The following is a 24807-nucleotide window of genomic DNA, read 5'->3' on the forward strand; positions in this document are numbered from 1 at the left end:
TCATTCGTCGTTTAAATTGATGTACTGGCTGCCAAGGAACGGTAATTTTACTAATTTCCCCTGCTTGTAGGCGTTATATGGAGAGAGATTCTTATGTAGTCCCAAAGAGGATAGACGCACTATTTTAGTTTCGCCAAGTTCATCTTTGTCAGTAAACCATATCGTATCACGGCGAATGAAATCCTCATTAAGAAGATTAATGTCGTGTGTTGTCAGCAGCATCTGTGATGTCCCTTCACTATTCGCTAAGAAGACTTTTATGAAATAAGCCAGCAACTCATAATGAATGCTTGTTTCGACTTCATCAATAGGTACAAACCGATTGGTCTTTAACAAGAAATTCAGAATCACAGCCAAACCCATAAATCGCATAGTGCCGTTGGATTCGTATTCTTCCGATAAATCATACAAACTATCTCCGGCTTTGTGTTTGAATGTTAGTTCGGTATTTGTGATTTTACCCTTCCGGAGCATTTCGGCTTTTGCATCATTATCAATAGGGGCATTCTGTATCAGTTGTTCCAATTCCGGAGTAATCAACTCTTCCTCTTCGTGCAGGACAACATCTTCTATGTTGAAATCAGAGGCTTTCAGGAAGTTCAAGATAAATTTTTTCAAATCTCCATTCTCATCCTTGTCCAGGTGGGATTTTACATATCCCGAGAGCAACATCCCGGGAGCCAATATGTCCTTCACCTGCTTGGCAAAATAATCGTAAACGTCATTCAGTTTAGTCCGTTCCACATTGCTTTTACCAAATGCGGCAAGCACACTACAATTGTTGATAGTGTTACCGGAAATCACATCTTGGCTCTTTTTCGTCAGTTTCAGATTGCCTCCAAAATCTATAGCTGTGGAATCCGTTGCAGTATCATAACTGCGGCTATACAACTTTGTAGGACGAATAGAGTCATAAACAACCAATGTCTCAGAATGAATATATTTTGCATCCAACTCAAAACTGAGGATATACTTCGACTGATTGATATAAAATATCATTGACATCTTCGTCGTTTTATTCCTTGAAGTGTCATCCAGCATAAAGGGAACAACCCCAGTTTTATCATTTCTGTCTTTGGGCATCCGTAGCACAAGCATCTTGAAAAATTCGATAGCATTCAAGATATTTGTTTTGCCGGAAGCATTGGCACCATAGATGATTCCAACTTTCAGCAACCTTATCCCATCTTTAACCTCATACGAATACTCATCAGACATAAAAGTGTCTGTTGATGGCTCAAAACTAATTTTTTGAGGAGACTTTATCGAGAAAAAATTTTCAATGGTGAATTCTGCTATCATAATCGTTGAATTTATCGTTGTACTTTGCAAAGATACAAATAAAATTCCACAATGTGAATTATAATCTGAATTATCGTAGTAAAACTACGAAATATTGATATAAAATACACTTATAAATACTTGTCAGGTCTGTATCTTACACGATATGACCACCTGATCCAGAAATTTTCCAATGCACTGATAAAGTTGGAACGCCGTGTCCATCCAAGGCATTTCATTGATGAATATGGCTTTTTCGGGAAACGAGTTTGCCTGGTATACAATGATCTTTTTTGCAAAGCCAAATTTTGCCCATAAAATTATTGGTTCGAGATACTACTTTATCGGCGTGATTTAATTGGTAAAAGTAGTATCTTGCTATATTGAACGCATCCGAATAGATGCATCCGCTCTCCAGATGGTTCACGGCAAATGAACGAAGGTTACCTGCTATGATTCTCAAAAAAATGGGAACAAGGTTGTATAATGGAGATTATTATATTCCTATCTCAATGTAAGTACCTTGTCATTTCACGGAAAACAAATAGGCATGTCTGTTGTCCACGAAATTCTTTTCGGGGGAGCCTAATACCCCGACTGACATTTATCATCGGGAGTGTTGTCCATACAAGCAGCAAGCTGGAACATGAAAGATTATCCGCAACAACATAAAAGATAGTATGGCAAATGAGAACAGCATATTGAAAGATATTTCTATAGTAGGTCAAGAGGCTTTATCTTCACTTTTATGGGAAGGTCATTTTGTTTTTGCCGTGAATTTAGCTATGTTTTCATTTTTGTAAGTTCCTCGAAACTCTATCAAGGTCAACTCTTAGGGCACATGAATATCTTGGGGAGGGAAACAAAAATGCAGCGAAAAGAGAAAATATCCAATGAACCTTTCTTCCCTTTTGGCTGTATATTTTGCGAGTGGTCAGATTGTGGAAATGCATTGAAAATTCAGTTTAGTTTGTGCATTAGCCTTATATATGCTAAATCAAAGTAAACTATATTTAGGTAGGCATATTTGCCTTTCCATATGCCTATGGTTTTATAGAAGCTACCACCTTTGCGGAAAATACAAGTTTCAATGAAGATGTAAGGCAGAGACCACAGCCCGTCTTTTTTTCTTTTGGCTGCAATAATTCATCAATGAAACACCGAACGGCATTCTTCGGATAAGAGGTCGATAATCGGAAAACTGCCTTGAAAAGCACTTTGAATGCGACCAAGTGCAAGGGATGAAACTAAGTGAAATACGAAAAACCGAGAATAGCTTAAATTATTGATTTTGTTTCTATATTGTTCCTTTAACAAGATATGCAAAATGTTATTTTATTGATATACAGGATATAATCTTTATCCATTGTAACATTTTCCAGTTTTTATATTTTAATGTTAACTATTTCCTTTTATCTTAATTTATTTATAAATATTTTTATTTTAAAAATTAAAATAATTTGCAAATATAAAGCAAATGTATAATTTTGCATATGATATATTTAATTATTAATATATAAATTAATAAAATCATAAAAAAGATAAGAAAAAACATTTTGAAGTTATTCTTGTTCGTCTGTTTTGGCTTGGCTGTTGCTACAATTGCATTTGCTAGTACGAGAAATCCTATTGATCCCCCTGATCGTCCGGGAACGCCTATGGTTATTGATAAAAATAAAAATGGATGTGCAATAGAATACACGAAGCCTAAAAAGGATGGAGGATCGCCAATAACAGGTTATATTATTGAGTATAGAGACGGATTCTGGTCTCGTTGGGAGATCAAAGGAATATCTACGACACTTCGATATACTGCTGTGGATTTGATAGAAGGACATAAGTATAGTTTTCGTGTTAAAGCTGTAAATGCAGCTGGTCCGAGCGAGCCTTCGGAGCCTAGCGATTATGAAACAATAAAAGATCGATAGTAGTTCTAATAAAATACGAAGAAATAAAAAAAATCCCGGATAATTCAATGTCATGATTATTCGGGATTTTTTTTGTAAAATCAAATGTGATTGTAAGATGTATTTTTTCGTTGTCATTTGACAAAACAAAATGTTGTATAGATAAGGTCTGATCATTATTTTTTTGAAAAGACCATTCATTTACAGTTTCTTTTACTATTTTATCCTTAAATATAGCGTGAGACGCTCTTCGGTATATTCGCAGAATTACATGGAGTTATCATCGTTTGATATGCTGTAATGGCCTTTTTTTTCTATTGGGTAACTCGAACTTTTTGATCGGGTTTAAATTCCGGCCGAACACGAATATCACCTTTATCCATAGTCCTGAATTTTATTTTTTTTACGAAAATGCCCATCAACCGTACTATTCCTGCTCAAAAAAAGAGATGTCAATTAAAAGCAATTAAAATTGAGTTTTTTTGTTACAACTGTAATCCATTGTGAAAATAATAATGATAATTATTTGCCAATATAAACAAAACAACTATTTTTGTAAAAAAGAGTCTAATATTGACATTTAAATTAAGAAAGTTATGAAAAAGATTAGAAAAAACGTTTTGAAGCGATTTTTATTTGTCTGTTTAGGCTTGGCCTTTACAACAATGGTAGTTGCAACTGTAGTTCTTGAACCTCCCGGTCCCCCGAGAGATCCCGAGATAGCTGATAAAACGCCTACATCATGTAAAATATCATACAAAAAACCTTTGCGTGACGGTGGATCAAAAATAGCTTTATATCGTATTGAAAGTAAGTATAGTTATTCTGATAGGTGGGAAAAAAGAGGAGGAACTAAAGAGCTTAAACATACGGTTATCAATTTGACGCCAGGGTCTAAAGTGAAATTTCGTATTGCGGCTATAAATGGAGTTGGAGAAAGTGTGCCGGTAGAAACTGATGAGATACAACTGCCAAAGTAACACTAATTGTAATATAATAACGATAATAAAAAATCCCGGATAGTTATAATTGGGTTATACGGGATTTTTATTATAAAGGTAAAAATGGAACGGTAAAGTTTATTTGTAAAGATTAAGTTATTCTATGGTAAATAAATTATTTGAAAATAGCGGCCCTCATTTTCTCCCGAGATTTTTGTCCTCGAAAAATCGTCCTATTTTTAACATATCATGTATTGTGTAATGTTTTTTATTTATATACTTAACTTGTGTTAAGATAAACCTGTAATCATGGAAACGACACCCCTAAAAACCGCTATAGCTTACGAGAGCAAGTTAGTAAAAAGAAACTGGTTATTTTATCTCTTCGTCCTTGGGGCATTAGGCTATATTATAGGTGTTAGTCTCTTGGATAGTATGGTAATGCATCGCATTTCATGGGATAAATTTATATTCGCGTCTTCCTTTCCTCTACACGGGTTTTACTTTTTAAACCTGTTTCAATCGGTAATCGTTGCCTTTATCGCTTGCGATATCCAAAGGAAGCGGAAAAAAGCCGAAACCCGGGAGGTTCTTTCCGCCCGGCCTATCGGTAACGGGCAGGCTTTTGTCGGGGAATTTTTAGGTGTTTTTATCCCGTTCGCGGTAATAGACATGCTGTTCCTGTGTGTCTCCATGTCGATCAATCTATTTATTCCAAATTCCCCTGTTAATTTTTGGGTAAATCTTTTCTATTTTTTCACGCTCGCCTTACCGGCACTTGTTTTTATTACCGGGTTATCCTTATTCGTAAACAAGTTAGTCAGGCACTCTTTTGTCAGTTGGGTTATCCTGGTAGCTTTTCTCTATTTCGCGTACACCTACCTGATAACACCTCTTCACGGGATACTGGATTTTCGTGGAAATTCACTTCCGAGTTCTTTTTCCACCTTAGTCGGTTTTATGCATATGGAGAATTACCTGCTCCAGCGAGGTGCTATCCTGTTATTCGGAATAGGCCTGCTCTATTTTGCCGCTCTCCTCACGAAGAGACAACCCGGCATTCCCGGCTGGAAACGCTATTTAACTGTTCCCGCTTTCCTGTGTTTCGTACTTGTCCTGGGGCTCGGCGTTATATACGTTACCAACTTTCAAACCCGCCTGAAAAACAGGATCGGGTATCGCGAAGCCTTCGAGAAATATAATGAATACCCCACGGCACGCGTGAGCGAGCATGATATCACCTATCGGCCCGGGGGAGATAAATTTTCCGCAACGAGCCGGATGAAGGTCCAGAACCGGAAAAAAGCAAAAATGGAGCCGCTTCTGCTCTTTTTAAACCCGGGATTAAAGATCGACAAGATCGAATCCGGGGGGCAACGCCTTCCCTTTCGCAGGGATAGGCAGGTGATCGTCATCGAACGTCCCCTGGCTCCCGGGGAAAATATCGAGTTGGAGATCGCGTACGGGGGAACGATCGACGAGGATATATACCAGGTAAACATTCCGGATAATAAATTCTTTTCTACCTCCCCTTGGCCAGACAGGGAGAATTACGGCAGACATACGGCTTTCGTATCGGATAGATACACCTTGCTTCTGCCGCAAGTAATGTGGTACCCGACAGTGGTTCCTCCGGTCGAGTTACGGGCATCCAAGGAGAGCGATTTCACGGATTACATCCTCCGCGTCAAAAACCCGGGCGAGATGACCGTTTTATCTCAGGGAGAACCCACGAGGGGAGGGGATGAAATCACGTTTAACAATTTACAAAACCTGACCGGGTTAACCCTCTGTATCGGGAATTACGAGAAAAGGGCGATCACGGTCGATTCTCTTACCGTCGAGTTTTACACCTACCCGGGAAATGATTTCTACCTGAACTATTTCGATGAATGGGAACCACTGAAAAAAAATAACCCGGCCCGAGAGAAAAATTTAAAAGAGATTTTTTATGAATGTAAAAATGAAATCGAATACCGTACATCCATTCCTTACCCCTTTAAATACTTTAAACTGATCGAGGTTCCTTCCTCCTCCTATTTTTACACCACTTCGTTTCGCGATAACATCCAACCGGAGATGGCACTTTTCAGGGAACGATTGTGCGGAGAACAAGCAAGACATCCCGGTACTCTTTCCGCGGATCCTAATCAAGACGAGAGCGTTGAGGAACAAATTCTGAACCGCTACATGCCCGCTTTTCTTAGTAGGATAGGAATAGAAAACATTTTCTCGAATTACAATAGCAGCCTCACGTCCGACAGGTACCAGGGCATAGAATTGATATTCAGGAAAATGATAAACACGAAAGAGCTTGAATATGACGTGGATCCGAAAATGCTAAATCATTTCGCGGAAAAAGGACTGAAAGGAGTTATCACGGAAGGATACAGCAGGGAACAAAGTTCGGCCATTTCTTTAAAAGTGTCTCATTTATTGGGTTATCTTGCGACGATTACCACCTGGGACTCCTTGACCCGGTTTATGCAGGAATTTAACGAGCGTACCCGTTTCCGGGAAGTGGACTTCGACTCGTTCCTCGAGGAGTTCGAGCAGCGTTTCGGACAGAACATCAAGGGGTACATGGACGAGTGGTACACGAGTCGCCGGATCCCCCTGTTAAGAATAAAAGATCTGTCCCGCAAAACGACGGAAGAGATGCAAATCATCGATTTCAAGGTGGCCAATTTCAGCGAAACGGACGGTGTCGTTTCAATCCTTTTGTGTGATGATTACGGTTCGATAACCGGATATCGGAGTTACATCGTCAGACCCGGGGAATGTAAACGAATCGTCGTTCATGAAGACATAACAAATAACCTGCGATTGACGACTAATTTTTCTGGAAATTTGCCGAAAGACATTTTATTTGCTGACATAGACTCCCCACTCTCGGGGCTTGTGCCCAAAGAAGGAGTCACGCCGATCGATAGAAATGAATTCTATCCCCCGGGAGAGATCATCGTCGACAACAAGGACGAAAATTTCCAGTTGATCGATTCGGCAAACAATCGAAAACGGTTGACCGACTTGGTCAAAAAAGAAGCGAACGATCAGGAATACGTTCCCCTGTTTGCGGTTAAGGCTAACACGTGGAATTTTGTTTTATCAGAGGGGATACACGGCGACCATATTCGTGACGCTTTTGTAAAAAAAGCAGGCACGGGAAAGTTCAAAGCCGAGTGGGTGGCAAATCTCCCGGAGGCGGGAAAGTACGAGATATTTATCCATCGGCCTCATATACTTGCGTCTTGCGAGGAAAAGAACGCTACAACCGATTACCCGGGGATGAAAAACTACTATACCGTTTACACTCCAGCGGGAAAAGAGGAGGTCGTTTTGGAAGTTCCAGAAGGAAATCCCCGGCTGCATCTCTCGGCTGACCTAACCCTGCCGGAAGAAAGCGCTTGGGTATCGTTAGGCAGATTCACTCTGCCGGCGGGAGAATCCCGTGTCGTGCTGGATGACCGGGGAGTGGCTCACGTTCAGGATAAAACCTGGGGTGAATATTGTCAACTGATTATAGCCGATGCTGTCAAATGGGTACGAATTAAATAATTATGAGGACCTAATATCATGAAGTAAACCCTAAAAGTCGGACATTCTTAAGGTTTTTTATCATGAACAAAATCACGCGACTGGAACAGAAATATTTTTTCTATTCTTATCTTTAAGAAATACATGAGTGAATAAAAAGTGGTAAAAAAATCTCAACAGAATATAAGAAAGTAGACTTTGAAAAGAAAAATATTTTTAATGAGACCGCTCGGAATTTTTACTTTCCGGGCGGTTCCTTATGCACACAAAATTAAAACAGGGGCGATGGCCCGAATCTTTTTAGATTTTAATTTCTTGGGTTAAGCGTTTCAATTCAATCAGCATGGCCTGATAATGTTCTTTGGAATCCCGGTTCGGGGCCGTGTTTATAGCTTGTTTCAATAGTTTTTCTATCTTTAAAGCCGTTGCCCATAACGTGGTATTTGTCTCTTCGATGGTTTTCAGATCGATTTTTCTTTGCCACCTGTATCCCGGGGCGAATTTGTTTATCATCAATTCTTTGGCGATGGCTCCATGCCCTTGTCTTGCCTCTATCGGGCGTAGTTCATCGATATACCGGTTGGTGAATCCGCTTGCATCCAACCCGTAGAGGTAGATCTCTTCGAGTGAGGGTAAAAATGCCTCATCGGAGGTGAAACCTATGTTAAGCGTTTTTTTGTTTTTATCGGCTAAAGCGCTTGCCAGGGAGGTGATTATCGTTTTTTGCATGACCTTGTCTCCGGAAGTAACTTTTCGTCCTTTAATAGCGCTTTCCCAGATACCGTTGTACAGATCGTCGAAATATTCTCTTATCGTGTAAGGGTCTTTTGAAACGTGAGCAGATAATAACACGTTACCGCGGAAATTCCACAACATCTCGGCGCCGATGTTTTGGATTTGTCTGGAAATGGCTACACCTAAACCGACCTTATCGGTAATTGCTTTGTTATCCAGCCAACCGCAGGTTTTAATCTGATTTATGATCCACTTCAAAGCGGCGCGTTGAGTCTTTTTAGGTACCGATTCGAAACGTTTCCCCGGAGTTCCATCTTTTACTTCCGTGAGGTAGATGCCTCCCACGTTGTACATTACGTTATGTAAGTAACGGACGTATTGATTGGCGATCGAATTGTATAGTTTTGTCCGTTGAGCGACATCCGGGTCGTTCGTGATCCATTGGTTCAGGTGGGATAAAATGTATTTTAGGTTTTTAATCCCGTAATCTCCCGCTTTTATGGCATCATTACCCAAATCCTCTTCTATGGCTGTCGGGTCGAATCTGGCGTGAATTTGTTGTTTGCCATAGCGGTAAATAGGATCTCCGGCTTTTTCATCGACCCAACTTTCCAGTATTTTAGCCTCTTCACCGCTATTTTGGGCTTTCGGAAAATAGGAATATAACCATTTCACGGCATATTCGTCATATACTCCTAAATCGGGAGGGGAGAGAGAGACTCCTTTGTCCGTGGGTTGTGCCACGTAATTGTATCGGGCGTAATCCATGATAGAAGGGGTGGTTCCGTATTTGCGCGTGAAAGAAACGGAACGTAATGAATCCACGGGATAAGCGGAAGATGCGGCCATATTGTGCATAAAGCCGAGCGTGTGTCCTATTTCATGGGCCACCGCATAAGCGAGCGATTCGTTTATCACGTCATCGGGCATTTTGGGGGAGCGTACTCTCGGATCGATTTGTGCCGTCTGCGTGAAACGCCATTCATTGATTAAACGGATCAAATCGTTATAAATAATAACGGATGCATTGATGATCTCTCCGGTTGTCGGATCTACCCAGGAGGGTCCCATCGCGTTGGGCGTACTGGTCGGAATATAGCGAATACAGGAGTATTTCAGGTTATCCGGATCGAACTCGGGATCGTTTTTCGGAAAATCACGAACTTGCATCACGTTTTTAAAGCCTATTTTTTCGAAAGCCTTATTCCACCGTAATACGCCGTCTTTGATCGGTTGCCGCCAGGTTTCCGGGAAAGCATCATCCACATACCATACGATCGGTTTTACCGGTTCGACTAACTCCCCGCGTTCGAAAGCTGCTACGTCCGAAGGTTCCAAGCGCCACCGATTGGCAAACGAGATGGCCTGCATACCGTCTTCTCGGTCCGAAAGTAGTCTTTTTTCCGTTAAAAAAATTCCGACTCTGGCGTCCGAAATCCTGGGACGCATTTTGTCTTCCGGTAATAACAATAAGGAGCGGGTGGTATTCACCGTGAGCGGTTCGTTGGATAGTAAGGTGATTAGCCCTAACATGTTGATAGATACACTATAAGAGTATGATGTTTTGATTACCACGTTGTCGTCGAAAGCTTTGATCTCTCCCAATCTCGTTGTCCCGGTTTTGGGAGTTGCTATTATGGAGACAACGATGCTGCCTTTGGAAACGGGAGACATCTCCGCACCGGTAAATAAGGCAGTCATGTTTAAGACAACGGCAGAACTGTCGTTATTGTAGGCTTCGATTTTATAGGTATTGATAGTCGGGTCCATGAAGTTCCGGTCTTTCATCAGCTCTTCCCGAAGCTCGCTCGTGTTAAATCTGGTGGAGACGTTAATCCTTTTCATAAAGACAGTACTGTCTTCCAACGAAAATTTGATGTGCATGGGTGGTTTCTCTTTATAACCGACCTTACAAAACATATCATTACTTGTTGCCGATGCGGCGGAGGCCAGCAACATATCACGCTCCATGTATTTGACAGGAAGTTCCACGTACAATTTGCCTTCAATTTTGTGTAACGTGAGGAAATTGCTTTCAGCTGTTTTACGCCCCGGTTTTTTCATTAATTTCTCATAGGGGGTCTCTTTCTTTTTAGGAGCTACCTGTTCGGTTTTCTCTTTTTCTTTCTTCTTTTTTCTTTTTCTGGAAGCGCCATACCCTTCATTAGCGAAAGGGAAGATCAGTAGCACTGCTACAAATAATACGAACCATTTTTTCATACGTTATTTTTTAAAATTATACAATACGGAGGAGTACCTCTGTTTATTTATATTCCGATAATCGGTTTTTCTACTTGTCAATATCATCGATCAGTTGTTCGAACTTTTCCTTATCCGTTCGGGTGGATAGCATGGACAATATCTTTTCTTTCATTGCTTTGACTCCGGACGAGAGGGTTTTATCTTTTTTCTCCCGAACAATTCGTAAAATCTGGGGTAGTATCCAGAGATTGCCTTGCTTCGAGGTGACCATTAGTTCTATGGCACGAAGCATTTCTTTCGTATCATCTTGAAGTGCTGCTTCGATAAAGGCAATTTGTTCTAAAAGTGCGGTTTCGTTTTTCAGGCTGACGGCGGAGAGCTGGCTACGCAATTTATTTAACGTATCTATAGTATTCGGGGTATCGATAAATTTGTTATCTGATAGAGCGCTTATATAGGTGTTGAGTATTCCGGAATAGCATCGATTCAAATACAAGCCGATTTCCAGTTCTCCGACATTTTTCTTTAATGTATCCAAATTTTTCAGCACGAATAAAAATCCGTCGTCCCCGTATTTTTGATTCTCAAACAGAAACCAGTAACCGGCCTGCATTTTTTCCTCTGAAGTTAACCGGGCTGTTAATTCTTTTACTATTTCCATGCTTCGCGATCGTTCTGCCGTTTCTTTCAAAAGGAAATAATATTCCTTCAGCTGCTCGTTATTCATTTTGCCGGTAGCGTGTAATTTTTCCTGATAGCCGAAAGAATTTTCTTTTATCATGCCTTTTTTCACCTTTGCGACAAAATCATCCGCGGTAAAACTACTTCCTACTAATTTATGATATAGGGTTCCGTCCGGATTTACGATCAGATAAGTGGGAAACGCTTTGACATCGAATTTTTTTCTTAATTCCCGGCCCTCCTTTTCCATATCGTATTCCACGCAAATAAATTTCGGATTGAAGTAATGGCCGGCGGCAGGTTGGGTCAGTATCTGTTCTCTCATCTGTTTACAGGGGCCGCACCAAGTGGTATAGCAATCGATAAAAAGATATTTTTTTTCGGTTTTGGCTTTGGACAAGGCTTCTTTAAAATTTAATTTTTCAAATTTGACACCTTGTCCGAAAGCTAAAGCCGCATATAGCATAAGTATTGAAAGAAGGATGTTTTTTTTCATTACGTCTTTTATTTCGTGTTTGTTAAAATTGTTTGTTTTTCTTTAAAGTCGCTTCAAATTCTTCCACCAATGTTTTTACCAAATCGAATTTGCGAAGGATTTTTGGGTAGTTTTTGTACTTCTCTTTTAATTTCTCCTCTCTTCCCCCGTAGGCATAGACGTAAGTGATGTACTCGATCAGATCGTTTTCAATTGACGGCGATCGATACCCTCCTCCGTTTTTCAACAGCGAATGCCAGCTGAAAAAACTTAGTTCTTCCGGAGTTTCCCAAGGAGATAAACCGACATTTTTATCATAGTTTGTTCCCCACATCAGACCTTCGTCCGTTATTTTTGAGAATTCGGTTACCTCTTTGTCATGATTTACCTGAATCCAGTTTTTACTTTTACTTGCCAGGATACGGCTGCCCCATATCAGCAATTCATCGTCGCTCATACCGGGAACCTTGTACAGTTCTCCGAGTGTGACACCTTTCAGACCTTCCGGGTAGAGGGCCGTTTCTCCCCAGATGTAAGTTCCGAGGTCGTTAACCCCCCTGTACAGAGTGTCCACCAATAATATGGAGGAGGGTCTGTATGTTCCGCTTTTAGGTAAAAGAGGAAGCACCTTTTCCCGAATAACATGCAGTGCTTTTAACATGGCTGCAGAGTCAGAGGATAATTTAATGGATACGAATACATCCGTACTGAAGACATGGTATCCGGGTTCAAAAAGTACCAAATCGGTTACGGGATTTCCGAAATAGTCCTTACCTCCGTCCCCCTGATAAATCGTATCGTTGATAAATACGGACATGTTATCGTGAGTATAGATATCATAGATCAGTTGATTGACTTCTCCCGATTTGTTTTCGATGACAAACCAATCGACCATCTTTTCCGTGGCAAACACCTCTTCCTCTTCTTTGTTACAGGCATAAAAAAGGAGAAGAAAAAAAACGGCAAACAATAAATAATTTTTCAACATATTTTATGTATTAGGTATTTAACAATATGCTAATTACGTTCTGTTCTCGTCGGATTGTCGACTAACACGCCGTTATTGAAAACGAGTTCTTCCGGCGGGAGAGGTAATACCCAGGCATTATCCTCTCCGTAAGGTTTCAGGGTGTAGATTCTGTCCAAAGGGGCTTTTTCTCCGTAGTTGACGGCCGATCTGTATGTGGCGTGTGATATAGACTTTTTTTCCGGGTATTTAGGAGAAACAGCGTAGCGGCGTAAGTCAAACCAACGGTGTCCCTCGAAAGACAACTCTTTGCGACGTTCTTCCCGGATAAACTCGACCATATTTTTACCGTTTAATCCCGCTATGGACGGATATTTGTGATCGGCATAGCGTTTATCCATGAACGCTTGCATCGTGTTTGCCGTCTCCGGTTGATCCAACATGGCTTCTGCTTCAGCCTTATTCAAGTAAACTTCTGCAGCCCGTAGAATAAACGAGTCGAAAACGGTAGGTTTCGGAAGTACGTATTCATAACCTTCATACTGCATTTCCGGACTTTTCCTCATGTAGTAATAAGAACTTTCTCCGTATGTTCTCGATTTTTCCAAAAAACATGTTTTCCGTAAATCTTTTATACCTTGTTCCTCGTATTTGGAGTACAGAGCGCATAGCTCGTCGGAGATGCGGTAGCGTGTCGTGCTGTATTTGTTATCCAATAGCATACCGACGGTCGAAGAGCCTTGAGTGAAAAAAATCTCGGGAGAATTCGACATATTGAAATATTCGCGCTCGCTTCCTCCCGGAACACCGTTGCCGGCGTTAAAGTCATTTAAATCTCTCAATTTGCATCCCAATTCCATGATTTTATTACACTCGTCGATTGTTAATTGCCATTCTCCCATGTATAGATAAACACGACTTAACAAGGCTCGGGCGGCAATTTCGTCGGCCCGGTAGATCGTGGGTTGTTTTATTCCGGCCAGATTGGTAATGGCATCTTTTAAATCTGTCGTGATCTGTTGGTAGACGGTAGCCACGGATGCCCGGGAAAAGAACTTCGCTTCGATATATTCCGTCAAATTCAAAGGAACACCCATATCCAGGGCAGCTGTTCCTTTAACATAGGGTTTCGCGTAAAGGTTCACGAGCATAAAATAGTATCCGGCACGCAAGAATAACGCTTCACCCTTGATACGGCGGCGTATCTCTTCCGGTTCGTCCGAAAATTCTTTCACGTAAGAGATGATAACATTCAGGTATCCGACATGTTGATACATCCTTTTCCAGTCGGCATCCGTGAAAATGGAACCGTTATAATCCGTAAAAGGATTTTTGGCCCAGGAGTAAAACCCCCGCATGTAATATACCGGATTGGGGAAACCTAAATTTACTCTTCCCGTGAGACACTCTTCGGAATCATCGTCCATAAGATGAAGGTAAGGATAATAGCCGTAGTTTTCACCGTAATAAAATACGTTCGAGTTTTCGGATTGCTTCATGTATCCGTTTCCGATCAATATTTCATCCAGATCGGCACAGGAATTGGCATAGGTCAGGTCTTGCGAATACTCCTGCAGGAAGTCTCCGCAGGAGACACATAAAAGGGTTCCTATAATTAAATTGAATATCTTTTTCATGATGCTTTTGTCTTGCTTAGAATGTAACGTTTAATTGTAATGAGTAAGTAGGTCTTACCGACATGTTGATCAATTCCGACGTACCGGATTGAGAGGGATCCTGTCCTTTTAATTTGCGACTGCATAGCGTGAATAAATCTGTTCCGCTAATACTGACATAAGCTGATTTGAGATTTAGTTTTTTACAGAATTCGTCCGGGATAATGTACCGCAATGAGGCGCTTTGTAACCTCATGTAGTTTCCGGAGACGACCCGTAAATCAGAATTGTCATACATGTTCCAAATGTTGCTGGCGAATTTATACGATTCGTTGCTCCACCAAGGATAAAGGGTTTTACTCCACTCTGCTTGGGGCAATATGCCGGGGATGTTCGTGTGCGCTTCATCTCCGGGACGTTGCCAGCGTTTCGTGAATTCCTTGCGGAGGTTTCTTTCCGGTCCGACAATGTTACCTCCCGAAGAGTACATCTTAAACAAGCGGATTTTAGAACCGAAACTATAAGCTAAATTAAAAGATAGCCCCAAGTTTCTCCAACCTAAATAATTGGAAATACCACCCTGTAAAAAAGGTTCGCGGCAACCGGAACGTTTCATAACGGTGGTATAGACCTCCTCTTTCTCCATGCTTGAGTAAACCTCTTTCATATCGATATCCTTCCCGTCCTCGGATACGAATTCGTCCGTGTCGTGAAACATGGGAGCCCCGTTTTTAGGATTCAATCCTTTGAATTTGTACGAGTAGAACGTATTCAACGGTCGTCCGGCAATTTGTACGCTACCGTCCAAGTAATTGGAATAGGTTATTTCATCCTGTATTAATTTGTCTTTTGGTTTGATTTTATCTACCAACTGGTTAATTACCGAACCGAAATTAGGATCAAAACGCCAAATAAATCCTTTTCTGTTACCGCTTGCACTCATCGTGTTGATCGGGGTGAAATTAAAAGAAAATTCAAACCCCTGATTTCTTAAATGTCCCGCGTTGACCGTGTGATTTTCTATTCCGTTCACGTTAGAAACTTTTTTAGCCAGAAAGGCATCCGTTGTGTTGCGGTAATAATAACCTACGGATCCTCTCACTTTATTTTGAAAGAGTGAGAACTCCAGGTCGATGTTGTAGGTCGATGTTTTTTCCCATTTCAGGTTCGGATTCGGATACCTGTCTATCAGAGAGTAAAATTCATTGAACATTGAATTTGTCCCTTGTCTTTGAATGATCAGACGAGGAGAATCCTGAGCCGACATGTTTCCTTGATAACCGAATGACATCTTGAGCGCGAGCAAATTCAACCAGTCTACATCACGCAGGATATTTTCATGCATATTCCAACGTCCGGAAACGGACCAGATCGGCAATAACCGATCGTTACTGGCATCTCCGAATTTATTGGAGGCGTCGATTCTCATGTTGGCATTCAATATGTAGGTATTGTCGTAAGAGTAAGTGACACTTCCGATCAATCCCACCAGATTCGTCAGGTTGTTTGATAAACGCCCCAGGGCACTCCCGCTCATCAACCATTTTTTGTAATCCGGATACTTGCTGCCTTCAATATCTATAGCGTCGAATATCATTCCGCGTTTGGGGAGATAACCACGTCTCGTAATTCTGAAGCCTCTGTATTCGGAGGAGCTCAGTTCGCCGATGACACTTGCTGACAACAGATGATGTTGATTTTCGTCCAATATCTTGTTGAAATTCAAGGAAGCTCGCAGACTATAATTATCATTCTTTGTGTTGCTGATCTGCAGTTCTCCTCCGACCGGGCACAACGAATTGTTTGAGATTTCCCCGCTTTCTCTGTTTTTCCGTCGCAGATTGGAAATATACCAGGAATTCTCTCCGAAAAAAATCTCTTCGTTTGTATGCGATACGTTATAAGCAAAAACGACTTCTGCTTTCAACGAGGGAATAATTTTATATCCGAAAGAGAGATTTATGCCGATTTGATCCGTGTCGATGTTATCGGAAGAGTTTTTATATTCATTGATGATGTTGAACGGAAGTTCGTCGTTTACATTTGAATCGTCGTTCAGACGCTGGTAATACAATAAGCTTCCGTCCTGATTGTAAGCTGAGATACTTCGGGAGGTATTGTAAGCATAATCGGTCAGCCCTACCTCTTTGGGTGTATATTCTTTTTTCTGCAGATTGGCTTTTAAGCCGAAACGCATGGAGAAACGATTGTAATCCAAGTTCAAATTAACCATACTGGAATAACGCTTATTTTGCTCTCCCCGGATATTGCCTGATTCGTCCATGTAGCCCAAAGAGGCGTAGTAACGTATATGTTCCGTACCTCCGGATATGCTCAACGTGTGATTATGCGAGTAAGTGTCTTGCATCAAGAGGCCCAGCCAATCCGTGTTGGCCGTCTCCATGGCCCGAACAGCATTGGTAAACTCTTCATGGGTGATAACTTTATTACAATAATCATAATAAGCAGATTCGTAGCCGACCCAGCTCTTCAGATCGGGAATAGCTAATTGCGCATCGATCAACTCCCGTGAATAGGCAATACGTTCCTGGGAATTCATTACATTCACCGATCGGTCCGTATAGCGGGGACGAAGGCGATAAGTTCCTGATACGGAGTAAGATATGGACGGTTTTCCGACCTTACCTTTTTTCGTGGTAATTACAATTACCCCGTTAGAGGCTCTCGGTCCATATATGGCTGTTGCTGAGGCATCTTTCAGTACGTCTATTTGCTCAACATCGTCAGGATTTAAACCTGAGATGGCATTTCCCAACAGATTCACGAAATCTAAGTCATTGATTGAGGCAGGATCCACATTGACCGGATCGGTCAAAATCACACCATCCAATACCCATAATGGTGCTGTAGAGCCTAAGATGGTGGTCGTTCCCCTTATCTTTACTTTGGGTGCAGCTCCCACTTGTCCGGAGTTGCGTATAAAAATCATCCCCGGAACATGACCTTCCAGCATTTGGTCTATGGTGTTAATGCCCGGAACGGCAATGTCAGCCGCTTTAATTGAGGTCACGGCACTGGTTAAATGACGTTTGTCCACGTTATAATAACCGTATGACACAACTTCACTCAATGTCGCTGCTTCTTCTTCCATAATCACGTGAATCGATTTTCCCTCTTTCGCCTCTTTTTCTACGGACTTCATCCCGATAAATGTAAACAATAATACTATTTTTGACGTGTCATTGGGAATCTGTAGTTTGAATTCTCCTTTCGTGTCTGTAGCCGTACCTATGGTTGTCCCTTTCAATCTTACCGTTACCCCGGGTAGGGGAATCGAATCTCTATCCGTAACCTTTCCTCGTATTGAAACGGTTTTTTTTTCATCTTTTTGTCGTTTTTGTATGATAACCGTATTATCGATCAACTCGTAATATAAACCCGTATCTTTCAAACAAATATCCAATACTTGTTTGATTTCCATATCCTTGATATCTACCGTAATCCGTTTATTGTTTTCAACTTGTTCGTGATTATAGACAAACAAGTAATCGGACTGCTGCTCGATTAGTTTAAATACTTTTTCCAGTGAGCTCTCTTTTACCAGAAGCGAGATTTTGGTATTTTGGGAATACAGGGCGGCGGATAATGGCATAAAACTAACAAATAATAGAATGGATGTTAATTTCATTATGCCCATCGTTTTTTTTAAAATACGATTCCTTAAAAATCGCATTTGTCGATTTTTCTTCATAAATTTGTTTTTGCTAAAAGATTAAACACATTGTTGTTTTTTAAGCTGTTGAAAGGCCTAATTTTCAACAGCTTTTTTTATTATTATTTCGAGATTTCCACGGTTCTTCCCTGCATGGTAAATTTTATCGCACCCGTTTTTTCCAAAAAATTCAACATTTCGTTGATATCGCTATGACGACGTATAGTCCCGGTAAAATGTAAATCTTTTATTTCAGGAGTTTTATAAATAATCTTGATGTCGTACCATCGGGACAAGATGTCCAATACTTCTTCCAGGCGTTGTTTATTGAATACAAACCATCCATCTTTCCAGGCTACGAATTCTTTTGTATCTACTTCGGATAACGTAACCTTTCCGTTTTCTTCCCGGAGCTGCATGGAAGGATGGAGCAAGTATCCCTGTTTTTTAATAACTATTTCTACCTTACCCGTCACTAATGTGGTCACGAATTTTCCGTTGTAGTTGTTGATATCGAAGCTCGTTCCTAACACCTTAATCTCGTTGTCTCCCATTTCCACGATAAAAGGTTTTTCCTTGTCTTTCGCAACTTCGAAATAGGCCTCCCCGCTCAATTTGATCCGGCGTTCTTTTCCGGTGAATCGTGAAGGGAACTCCAATTCTGAAAGTGAATTCATCCATACCCGGGTACCGTCTGCGAGGATCAGTTTATATTCGCCTCCTTTCGGTACGATGATTTGGTTGTTTTGCGTTTCTCTCTCCGTGCTGCCGGAGCCCTCTTTTGTCACGGTTACGGTTCCTTTATCTTCCGATTGAATGATCGCACCGTCTAATCGGGTGTTTATTTCGGTTTGACCGTCTAATACATAGTGTTCGCCATTGGCTAATTTCAGAAAAGCTTTATATCCGCCTTTTGGGGGAATAACCGTTTTCCGGGTAGTCTTTATATCTTTGGTCCGCGGTTCCATGATGAACTTATAGCCGATCCCTAAACAGAGACCAATAAGCAGAATGGCGGCATATCGCGTTAAAACTGTTTTGCGCTTTGGTTTTTGATAAATCCTTTTCCGGATATTTTTCCAACTCTTCTCTTTGTTCTCTTTTTTCCGAAAATGAAACCTTTTTTTCAATGATGATTTGTCTTGTATCCGGTAGAGTAACTCGCTATGGGTGGGAGACTCGTCGATCCAGCAACGGAGTGCTTTTTCTTCTTCCGGAGTTAATGTCCCGTCCAAGTAGCGTTTTATCTGTCGGATTCTTTCTTCTATGGTCTCGTTTAAATCTTTTTTCATCTCTTCGTATGGTAACGACCCTATCAGGGGCATCGTATTAAATACAAAGAAGTCACCCGGGAGGACGACAGAGAATATGATTTTTTTTTGAAAAATATTTTTTAGAGGCGTACGGGTAATTAAAATCCCAAAATGACGGAAACGATGAAAAAATCGTTCAGTTTTGTTTTTAAGGCTTGTCGGGCCCGTGCTTTGTGGGTTCTCACCGTGTTCACGGAAACATGCATGATCTCCGCAATCTCGATGTTGTTTTTTCCTTCGAGATGCATCAGTATGACTTTACGCTGTTCCCCCGGTAATTCGTCGATCTCTTTCATCACGATACGGAATACTTCCTCTTCCACTACCATATCGGCAAACCCTTCTTCGGAGGCCAACAGTTTACATTCGTTCTGGTAATTTTCTTCTAATTTTTTGATGCGGATATAATTGAGGCAACGGTGACGCATGGATTGATAGATAAACATTTTTAAATGCAATCCGGATTCGATCGTTTCTTTGGCTTTCCACAGATTGACAAAAACATCCTGGACAATATCGATAGCGACCTCTTCTTCTTTTAACATACGCGTACCGAACATGCACAGGGAGTCGTAGTACATCTCGTAGTAATAGCGAAATGTCTCTTCGTGTCCCTCTCTGAAGGAAGTCAATCTGTTTTCAGGAATAATAGTCATGTAATCTTATTCACTATCTATAAACGAATGTCGTTTTTCCATTCGTAAACAAAAATACATATTTTTCCATTGATACCAAATTGAAATAGAATAGAAGGTATTTATTTTCGTATTGAAATATAGTGAAATATTATTGTGCTAATACAGTTTGTTCTGTTTTTACGCTTCCGGGAAACGTTTTTTTCGGATTACCTCGATTTTTAAGAACCGTTCTCATTTTTTTAATGGGGTTGTCACCCATTTGCGGAAGAAGTGTGTTTGTGGTGTATAAAAGATGCAAAGAGATGAAAAAAGAAAAAGAGATATACGAGTTGATTGTTGCTTACCTGCGGGAGGTTATTTCAGAAGAAGAGAGGACGGAGTTGCAGGAATGGATGGATAAGCATGAAAGTCATAAACGTTTATTTGCTGAACTGTGCGATAAAGAGCGAATGAAAGAGGAGATCGGACAATACGTTTCGTTTGATACGGAAGGCCGATGGAAACAGTTTGAAAAGAATCTGGAGCAAGAGAGGAAAAGGAGCAGAAGGGGCGTCATTTGGAAGATCTGTGCCGCATCTGTTGCGGTTTTGTTGGCGGTAGGCATAGGATTACTTTACTATCCTTCGAAAAAGGAGAGTGTTAAGCGGGATGCAGAGGTCATGGCTATCGTTCCCGGGGAGACTCAGGCTGTTTTGGTATTGGGCGATGGACGGGAGGTCGTTTTAAAAGGAATGAGAGACACTACTTTGTTGACGGGAAGCGGTGAACAAATCCGGGTGGATGAAAAAGGTGAGTTGCAATATGCTTTGTCTGAAAAATCGAATATACCGGAGATGCATACTTTGCGGATTCCGCGGGGAGGGGAGTACAAAATAACCTTGGACGATAGTACGCGGATATGGTTGAATAGTGAAACCCAATTTACCTATCCTATTCATTTCACGGGTAAGGAACGGAAAGTAAAGGTAACGGGAGAGGCTTACTTTAAAGTGACGGAGAATAAGGAAAGGCCTTTTATCGTGGAAACGGATAAAATGAATATACGGGTATTGGGGACCTCTTTTAATGTTATGACTTATTCAGACGAGGAGCAAAGCAATACCACGTTGGTGGAGGGAAAGGTCGAGGTCTCTTTACCGGGAAGTACTGGAAAGATCGTGCTGAAACCGGGAGAGCAGGTTTTGATACGGAAAGAGAAGGCGGAGGTACGGAAGGTAAACACGAAATTATATACTTCCTGGATGCGGGAGCGTTTCTCGTTCGAGAGCGAAGATATGGAAGCGGTTATTCGCAAGTTATCGCGCTGGTATGACGTCAGTTTCTTTTTTACCAATCCGGAGATGAAGCAAAAGCGATTCACGGGTAGTATCCCGAAATACGAGGAGATCCACCGGGTGTTGAAGATGCTGGAGATGACGACAAGTATTCGTTTCTCCGTAAAAGATAAAACCATTATTGTACAATAAAAATACAGGAAGTGCAGCGAACACCTCCTGTATGGATTGAAAAATTGATGTAATATAAACAATTTAACCTTACAAAGGTATGAAAAAAAAGTCAAACGTAAGGGGTAGTGATGGGACTGCCCTGAGAAAAATCTGTACGATCATGAAACTTTGTATGTTTCTGTTGCTGTTTACGATGCTTTCTGCTTCTGCTCGCAGTTTGGCTCAAGAAACACGGGTTTCTATGGAAAAGAAATCGATTAGTTTGCTTACCGTATTGAAAGAGCTGGGTGAAAAAACCGATTATGAATTCTTTTATAACGATGACGAGGTGATGCGCTGGAAAGTTTCCGTCTCGGCGAAGGAGGCGACAGTGACGGAGATTTTGGACCGGATATTAAAAAACACCTCGCTTACTTATAGTATAGTGGATAACATCATCGTTATTTCACCGAAACCTGAAGAAAAAGCAAAGCGTTGGCGAATATCCGGTACGGTAAAAGACGACAAGGGAGAACCGATGGTTGGAGTTACCGTGTTCCTGAGAGGAACGACGATCGGAACGGCCACGGATCCGGCTGGTAAATTCAAGTTAGAGTTTTTAAAGAAAGACAGTGTGACCGTTGTATTTTCTTTTATCGGAATGAAAACGGTGGAGAAGGTGATCTCCGATACGATAACTCGAGGATTAGTTGTCGTGATGTATCCTGACGTAGAACAGGTAGAAGAGGTCGTGGTTACCGGATTCGGTAATCGTTCGAAAAGCAGTTATACCGGTTCTGTAACCAGTATAGATCGTAAACAATTAATGAGTGCCGGTTCAAAAAATTTATTAACCAGTCTGGCGGCATTTGTTCCTGGAATGCAGATTGTGGCAAATAATGAAAAAGGTTCGGATCCTAATAATCGTCCGGAGATATTGATTCGCGGACGAAGTAGTTTTGAGGGGTCATCCAATGTGCCGACGTTTATCGTGGATGGGGCGGAGGTGAATCTGGATTACGTGTTCGACATGGATATCAATGATGTGGAGAATGTTACCGTGTTGAAAGATGCTTCTGCTTCTGCATTATATGGGGCAAAAGCATCGAAAGGAGTAGTCGTGATTACCACGAAACCGTTGAAGGAAGGAAAGATGAGAGTCTCTTATAGCGGGACATTTCGTACTTCGATGCCGGATTTGAGTGAATATCATTTATTGAATGCGGCTGAAAAGCTGGAATATGAACGAAGAGCTCGTTTATATATCGGTACGGAAAAAAAGCAGTATGAATTGGATGAATTATATAATGAAAAATTTCAACGGGTAAAAGAAGGTGTGAATACGGACTGGAAATCTAAACCGTTGCGTAATGCTTTTACCCAAAACCATAATGTCAGCGTCGCCGGGGGGAACGAATATATTCGGTACAGTATGACAGCTCGTTACGGAAGCGATCAAGGGGTAATGAAAGACTCCAAACGGGATCGCTACTCATTCGGTTTTAAATTGTCATATAATAAACAGGATAAGGTGTATGTATCTAATATTATGACTATAAACTCGGTCAATAACGAAGAGTCTCCCTATGGTTCTTTCGGGCAATGGACGGTTTTAAACCCGTATGATCGAGCATATCTTCCGAATGGTTCGGTCAATAAAATGTTGTCGTACGATACGCCAAATCCGCTATATGAGGCTTCTTTAGGAAGCTACCATAAAGGTGAACAATTCTATCTGAACAATGTTTTCGATATAAAAATCGAGTTGTTGCGTGATTTTAGAATAGAGGGGTCATTTGCTCTGAGTAAGTCTAAAAACGATACAGAGAAATTTATTTCTCCAAATTCCAATCAATTTAGAGGAAAGGCGGTCTCCGAATCCGGATCAATTGAAATATCCAACGCTAAATCGATGGATTATCAGGGACGTTTGATGTTGTCGTACAATAAGATGTTCGGTTCTGGTACCTTATTGAGTTTATTAGCTGGAGGAAATATACAATCTACGGAAAGTAATACAAATGGCTATAAAGGAGTGGGAATTTTTTCCGATAAATTGGCTCATCCCGCTTTTACAACCAAATACCCGGAAGGTCAATCTCCCTCGGGTGCTCAGGATATATCCCGTACGATGGGTATTTTTATAAATGCTAATATGATTTATAATGATCGTTATTTTGCGGATGCTTCCGTTCGTTATGAAGGAAATTCAAAATTCGGATCGGATCAACGTTATGCTCCTTTTTGGAGCATAGGGGTCGGATGGAATATTCATAAAGAAAAATTTATGCAGTCTCTGAAAGCAGAGCGTTTGAAATTACGAGGAAGTGTGGGGTATACCGGAAATGCTTCTTTTTCTCCTTATCAGGCTATGACGACATATCAATATCGTTCTGAACTTGAATATGAGGAAGGTATAGGAGCTGTTCCAATGGCAATTGGAAATCCGGATTTAAAATGGGAAAGGACTTTAAGCTATAATGTAGGATTGGACGTTTTGCTTTTTTCCCGTCGTTTGGATGTGACAATAGATTATTATAATAAGCTCACGGATGATTTGTTGTTGGATGTGGCGAAAGCACCTTCCGTGGGAACAACGACGGCAAAGGAAAATTTGGGGAAGATTGCCAATATCGGCATTGAGGTTCAGGCGAGGGTAGAGGTGTTACAAAATAAGAATTGGAGTTGGGCTCTCTCAACGACGATACAACATAATCGAAATAAGATTAAAAAAATCAGTAATGCTTTGAACGTGATGAATGATTCTTTGAATGCCAAGAAAACGGTAATGCCACCTCCGGTTTATGAAGAGGGACAATCGACATCGGCCGTAAAAGCCGTGAAGTCCGGGGGAATCGATCCTGCCACGGGAAAAGAGATCTATATAGACAAGCAGGGGAATCCGACTTTTGCTTATGATTATCGGGACAAACGGGTATACGGGGACACGGATCCTGTTGTTTCCGGTATGTTCAATTCCTATCTGACTTGGAAAGGAATATCTTTGAATATGATGTTTCAATATTCTTTAGGAGCAACGATATATAACCAAACCCTTGTAACACGGGTCGAAGGAGCTGATCCGACAAAAAATGCAGATCGGAGAGTGTTGAATAGTCGGTGGAATAAGGCAGGCGATCAAGTTAAATATAAAGATATTGCCGATACTTCGGTACCGGAGATTACCAGTCGATTTGTGAAGGATGAGTATTATTTGAATATGTCGAGTTTGAGTATCGCTTATGACTTTACTTCTCGGTTTTGTTCTAAATTGTATTTGAGTCGTTTACGCGTGGAGTTTTTGATGAATGATTTGTTTCGAGTTTCGACTATCAAACAGGAGCGAGGATTAGATTATCCTTTTGCCCGTAGTTTTGAATTCTCGGTTAGTGCGGCATTTTAGTAATTAACGGT

Annotated in this window: 13 protein-coding genes; 5 read left to right on the top strand and 8 right to left on the bottom strand. The window is 41.1% G+C overall.

Annotation, left to right across the window (positions count from 1 at the left end):
• A complete protein-coding gene (locus tag NVS78_RS04605) occupies positions 1–1302 on the bottom strand; it encodes an AAA family ATPase (RefSeq protein WP_286358114.1) in 1302 nt (433 codons plus the stop codon).
• A 1535-nt stretch (positions 1303–2837) separates the two neighbouring features.
• Here NVS78_RS04605 and NVS78_RS04610 point away from each other — a divergent pair.
• From NVS78_RS04610 to NVS78_RS04620, 3 genes are all read left to right on the top strand, one after another.
• On the top strand, positions 2838–3209 hold the full coding sequence (locus tag NVS78_RS04610) for a fibronectin type III domain-containing protein (RefSeq protein ID WP_286358115.1): 372 nt from the start codon (positions 2838–2840) through the stop codon (positions 3207–3209).
• 575 nt (positions 3210–3784) lie between these two features.
• Positions 3785–4168: a fibronectin type III domain-containing protein gene (locus tag NVS78_RS04615; protein ID WP_286358116.1), complete on the top strand. Its 384-nt coding sequence runs from the start codon at positions 3785–3787 to the stop codon at positions 4166–4168.
• A 270-nt stretch (positions 4169–4438) separates the two neighbouring features.
• Positions 4439–7687 carry a hypothetical protein gene (locus NVS78_RS04620; protein WP_286358117.1) on the top strand — a complete coding sequence of 1083 codons (3249 nt, stop codon included), beginning with the start codon at positions 4439–4441 and terminating at the stop codon, positions 7685–7687.
• A gap of 279 nt (positions 7688–7966) precedes the next feature.
• Here the strand turns inward: NVS78_RS04620 and NVS78_RS04625 are convergent, their stop codons facing one another.
• The 7 genes from NVS78_RS04625 to NVS78_RS04655 all read right to left on the bottom strand — a co-directional run bounded on the left by NVS78_RS04625 (position 7967) and on the right by NVS78_RS04655 (position 19984).
• Positions 7967–10621 carry a zinc-dependent metalloprotease gene (locus tag NVS78_RS04625; RefSeq protein ID WP_286358118.1) on the bottom strand — a complete coding sequence of 885 codons (2655 nt, stop codon included), beginning with the start codon at positions 10619–10621 and terminating at the stop codon, positions 7967–7969.
• 70 nt (positions 10622–10691) lie between these two features.
• Positions 10692–11780, bottom strand: a complete 1089-nt coding sequence (locus NVS78_RS04630; protein WP_286358119.1) for a thioredoxin family protein — start codon at positions 11778–11780, stop codon at positions 10692–10694.
• A gap of 22 nt (positions 11781–11802) precedes the next feature.
• Positions 11803–12747: a hypothetical protein gene (locus NVS78_RS04635; protein ID WP_286358120.1), complete on the bottom strand. Its 945-nt coding sequence runs from the start codon at positions 12745–12747 to the stop codon at positions 11803–11805.
• A gap of 29 nt (positions 12748–12776) precedes the next feature.
• Positions 12777–14363, bottom strand: a complete 1587-nt coding sequence (locus tag NVS78_RS04640; RefSeq protein WP_286358121.1) for a RagB/SusD family nutrient uptake outer membrane protein — start codon at positions 14361–14363, stop codon at positions 12777–12779.
• Positions 14364–14379: 16 nt separating this feature from the next.
• Positions 14380–17991 (bottom strand): SusC/RagA family TonB-linked outer membrane protein, encoded by a 3612-nt coding sequence (locus tag NVS78_RS04645; protein ID WP_286358122.1) that lies wholly within the window; start codon positions 17989–17991, stop codon positions 14380–14382.
• Between the two features lie 146 nt (positions 17992–18137).
• The gene (locus NVS78_RS04650) at positions 18138–19307 is read right to left on the bottom strand and encodes a FecR family protein (RefSeq protein ID WP_286358123.1); all 1170 of its coding nucleotides are present in this window, start codon (positions 19305–19307) and stop codon (positions 18138–18140) included.
• Positions 19308–19426: 119 nt separating this feature from the next.
• The gene (locus NVS78_RS04655; protein WP_286358124.1) at positions 19427–19984 is read right to left on the bottom strand and encodes an RNA polymerase sigma factor; all 558 of its coding nucleotides are present in this window, start codon (positions 19982–19984) and stop codon (positions 19427–19429) included.
• A gap of 284 nt (positions 19985–20268) precedes the next feature.
• On the opposite strand from NVS78_RS04655, the gene NVS78_RS04660 reads away from it, so the two are divergent.
• Both NVS78_RS04660 and NVS78_RS04665 read left to right on the top strand, forming a co-directional pair.
• Entirely contained in the window at positions 20269–21432 is a 1164-nt protein-coding gene (locus NVS78_RS04660; protein ID WP_286358125.1) for a FecR family protein, read from the top strand.
• 79 nt (positions 21433–21511) lie between these two features.
• Positions 21512–24796, top strand: coding sequence for a SusC/RagA family TonB-linked outer membrane protein (locus NVS78_RS04665; protein WP_286358126.1), 3285 nt, complete (start codon positions 21512–21514; stop codon positions 24794–24796).
• The last annotated feature ends 11 nt before the right edge of the window (positions 24797–24807 follow it).

The sequence above is a fragment of the Gabonibacter chumensis genome, from assembly GCF_024741215.1.
In the GTDB taxonomy this organism is placed as follows: Bacteria; Bacteroidota; Bacteroidia; order Bacteroidales; family Marinifilaceae; genus Gabonibacter; species Gabonibacter massiliensis.

What these genes read in the sequence shown, in the direction of transcription:
- NVS78_RS04605 (WP_286358114.1), bottom strand. Translation starts at nt 1,302, where the DNA reads ATGATAGCAGAATTCACCATTGAAAATTTTTTCTCGATAAAGTCTCCT.
- NVS78_RS04615 (WP_286358116.1), top strand. Translation starts at nt 3,785, where the DNA reads ATGAAAAAGATTAGAAAAAACGTTTTGAAGCGATTTTTATTTGTCTGT.
- NVS78_RS04620 (WP_286358117.1), top strand. Translation starts at nt 4,439, where the DNA reads ATGGAAACGACACCCCTAAAAACCGCTATAGCTTACGAGAGCAAGTTA.
- NVS78_RS04625 (WP_286358118.1), bottom strand. Translation starts at nt 10,621, where the DNA reads ATGAAAAAATGGTTCGTATTATTTGTAGCAGTGCTACTGATCTTCCCT.
- NVS78_RS04630 (WP_286358119.1), bottom strand. Translation starts at nt 11,780, where the DNA reads ATGAAAAAAAACATCCTTCTTTCAATACTTATGCTATATGCGGCTTTA.
- NVS78_RS04635 (WP_286358120.1), bottom strand. Translation starts at nt 12,747, where the DNA reads ATGTTGAAAAATTATTTATTGTTTGCCGTTTTTTTTCTTCTCCTTTTT.
- NVS78_RS04640 (WP_286358121.1), bottom strand. Translation starts at nt 14,363, where the DNA reads ATGAAAAAGATATTCAATTTAATTATAGGAACCCTTTTATGTGTCTCC.
- NVS78_RS04645 (WP_286358122.1), bottom strand. Translation starts at nt 17,991, where the DNA reads ATGAAATTAACATCCATTCTATTATTTGTTAGTTTTATGCCATTATCC.
- NVS78_RS04650 (WP_286358123.1), bottom strand. Translation starts at nt 19,307, where the DNA reads ATGAAAAAAGATTTAAACGAGACCATAGAAGAAAGAATCCGACAGATA.
- NVS78_RS04655 (WP_286358124.1), bottom strand. Translation starts at nt 19,984, where the DNA reads ATGACTATTATTCCTGAAAACAGATTGACTTCCTTCAGAGAGGGACAC.
- NVS78_RS04660 (WP_286358125.1), top strand. Translation starts at nt 20,269, where the DNA reads ATGAAAAAAGAAAAAGAGATATACGAGTTGATTGTTGCTTACCTGCGG.
- NVS78_RS04665 (WP_286358126.1), top strand. Translation starts at nt 21,512, where the DNA reads ATGAAAAAAAAGTCAAACGTAAGGGGTAGTGATGGGACTGCCCTGAGA.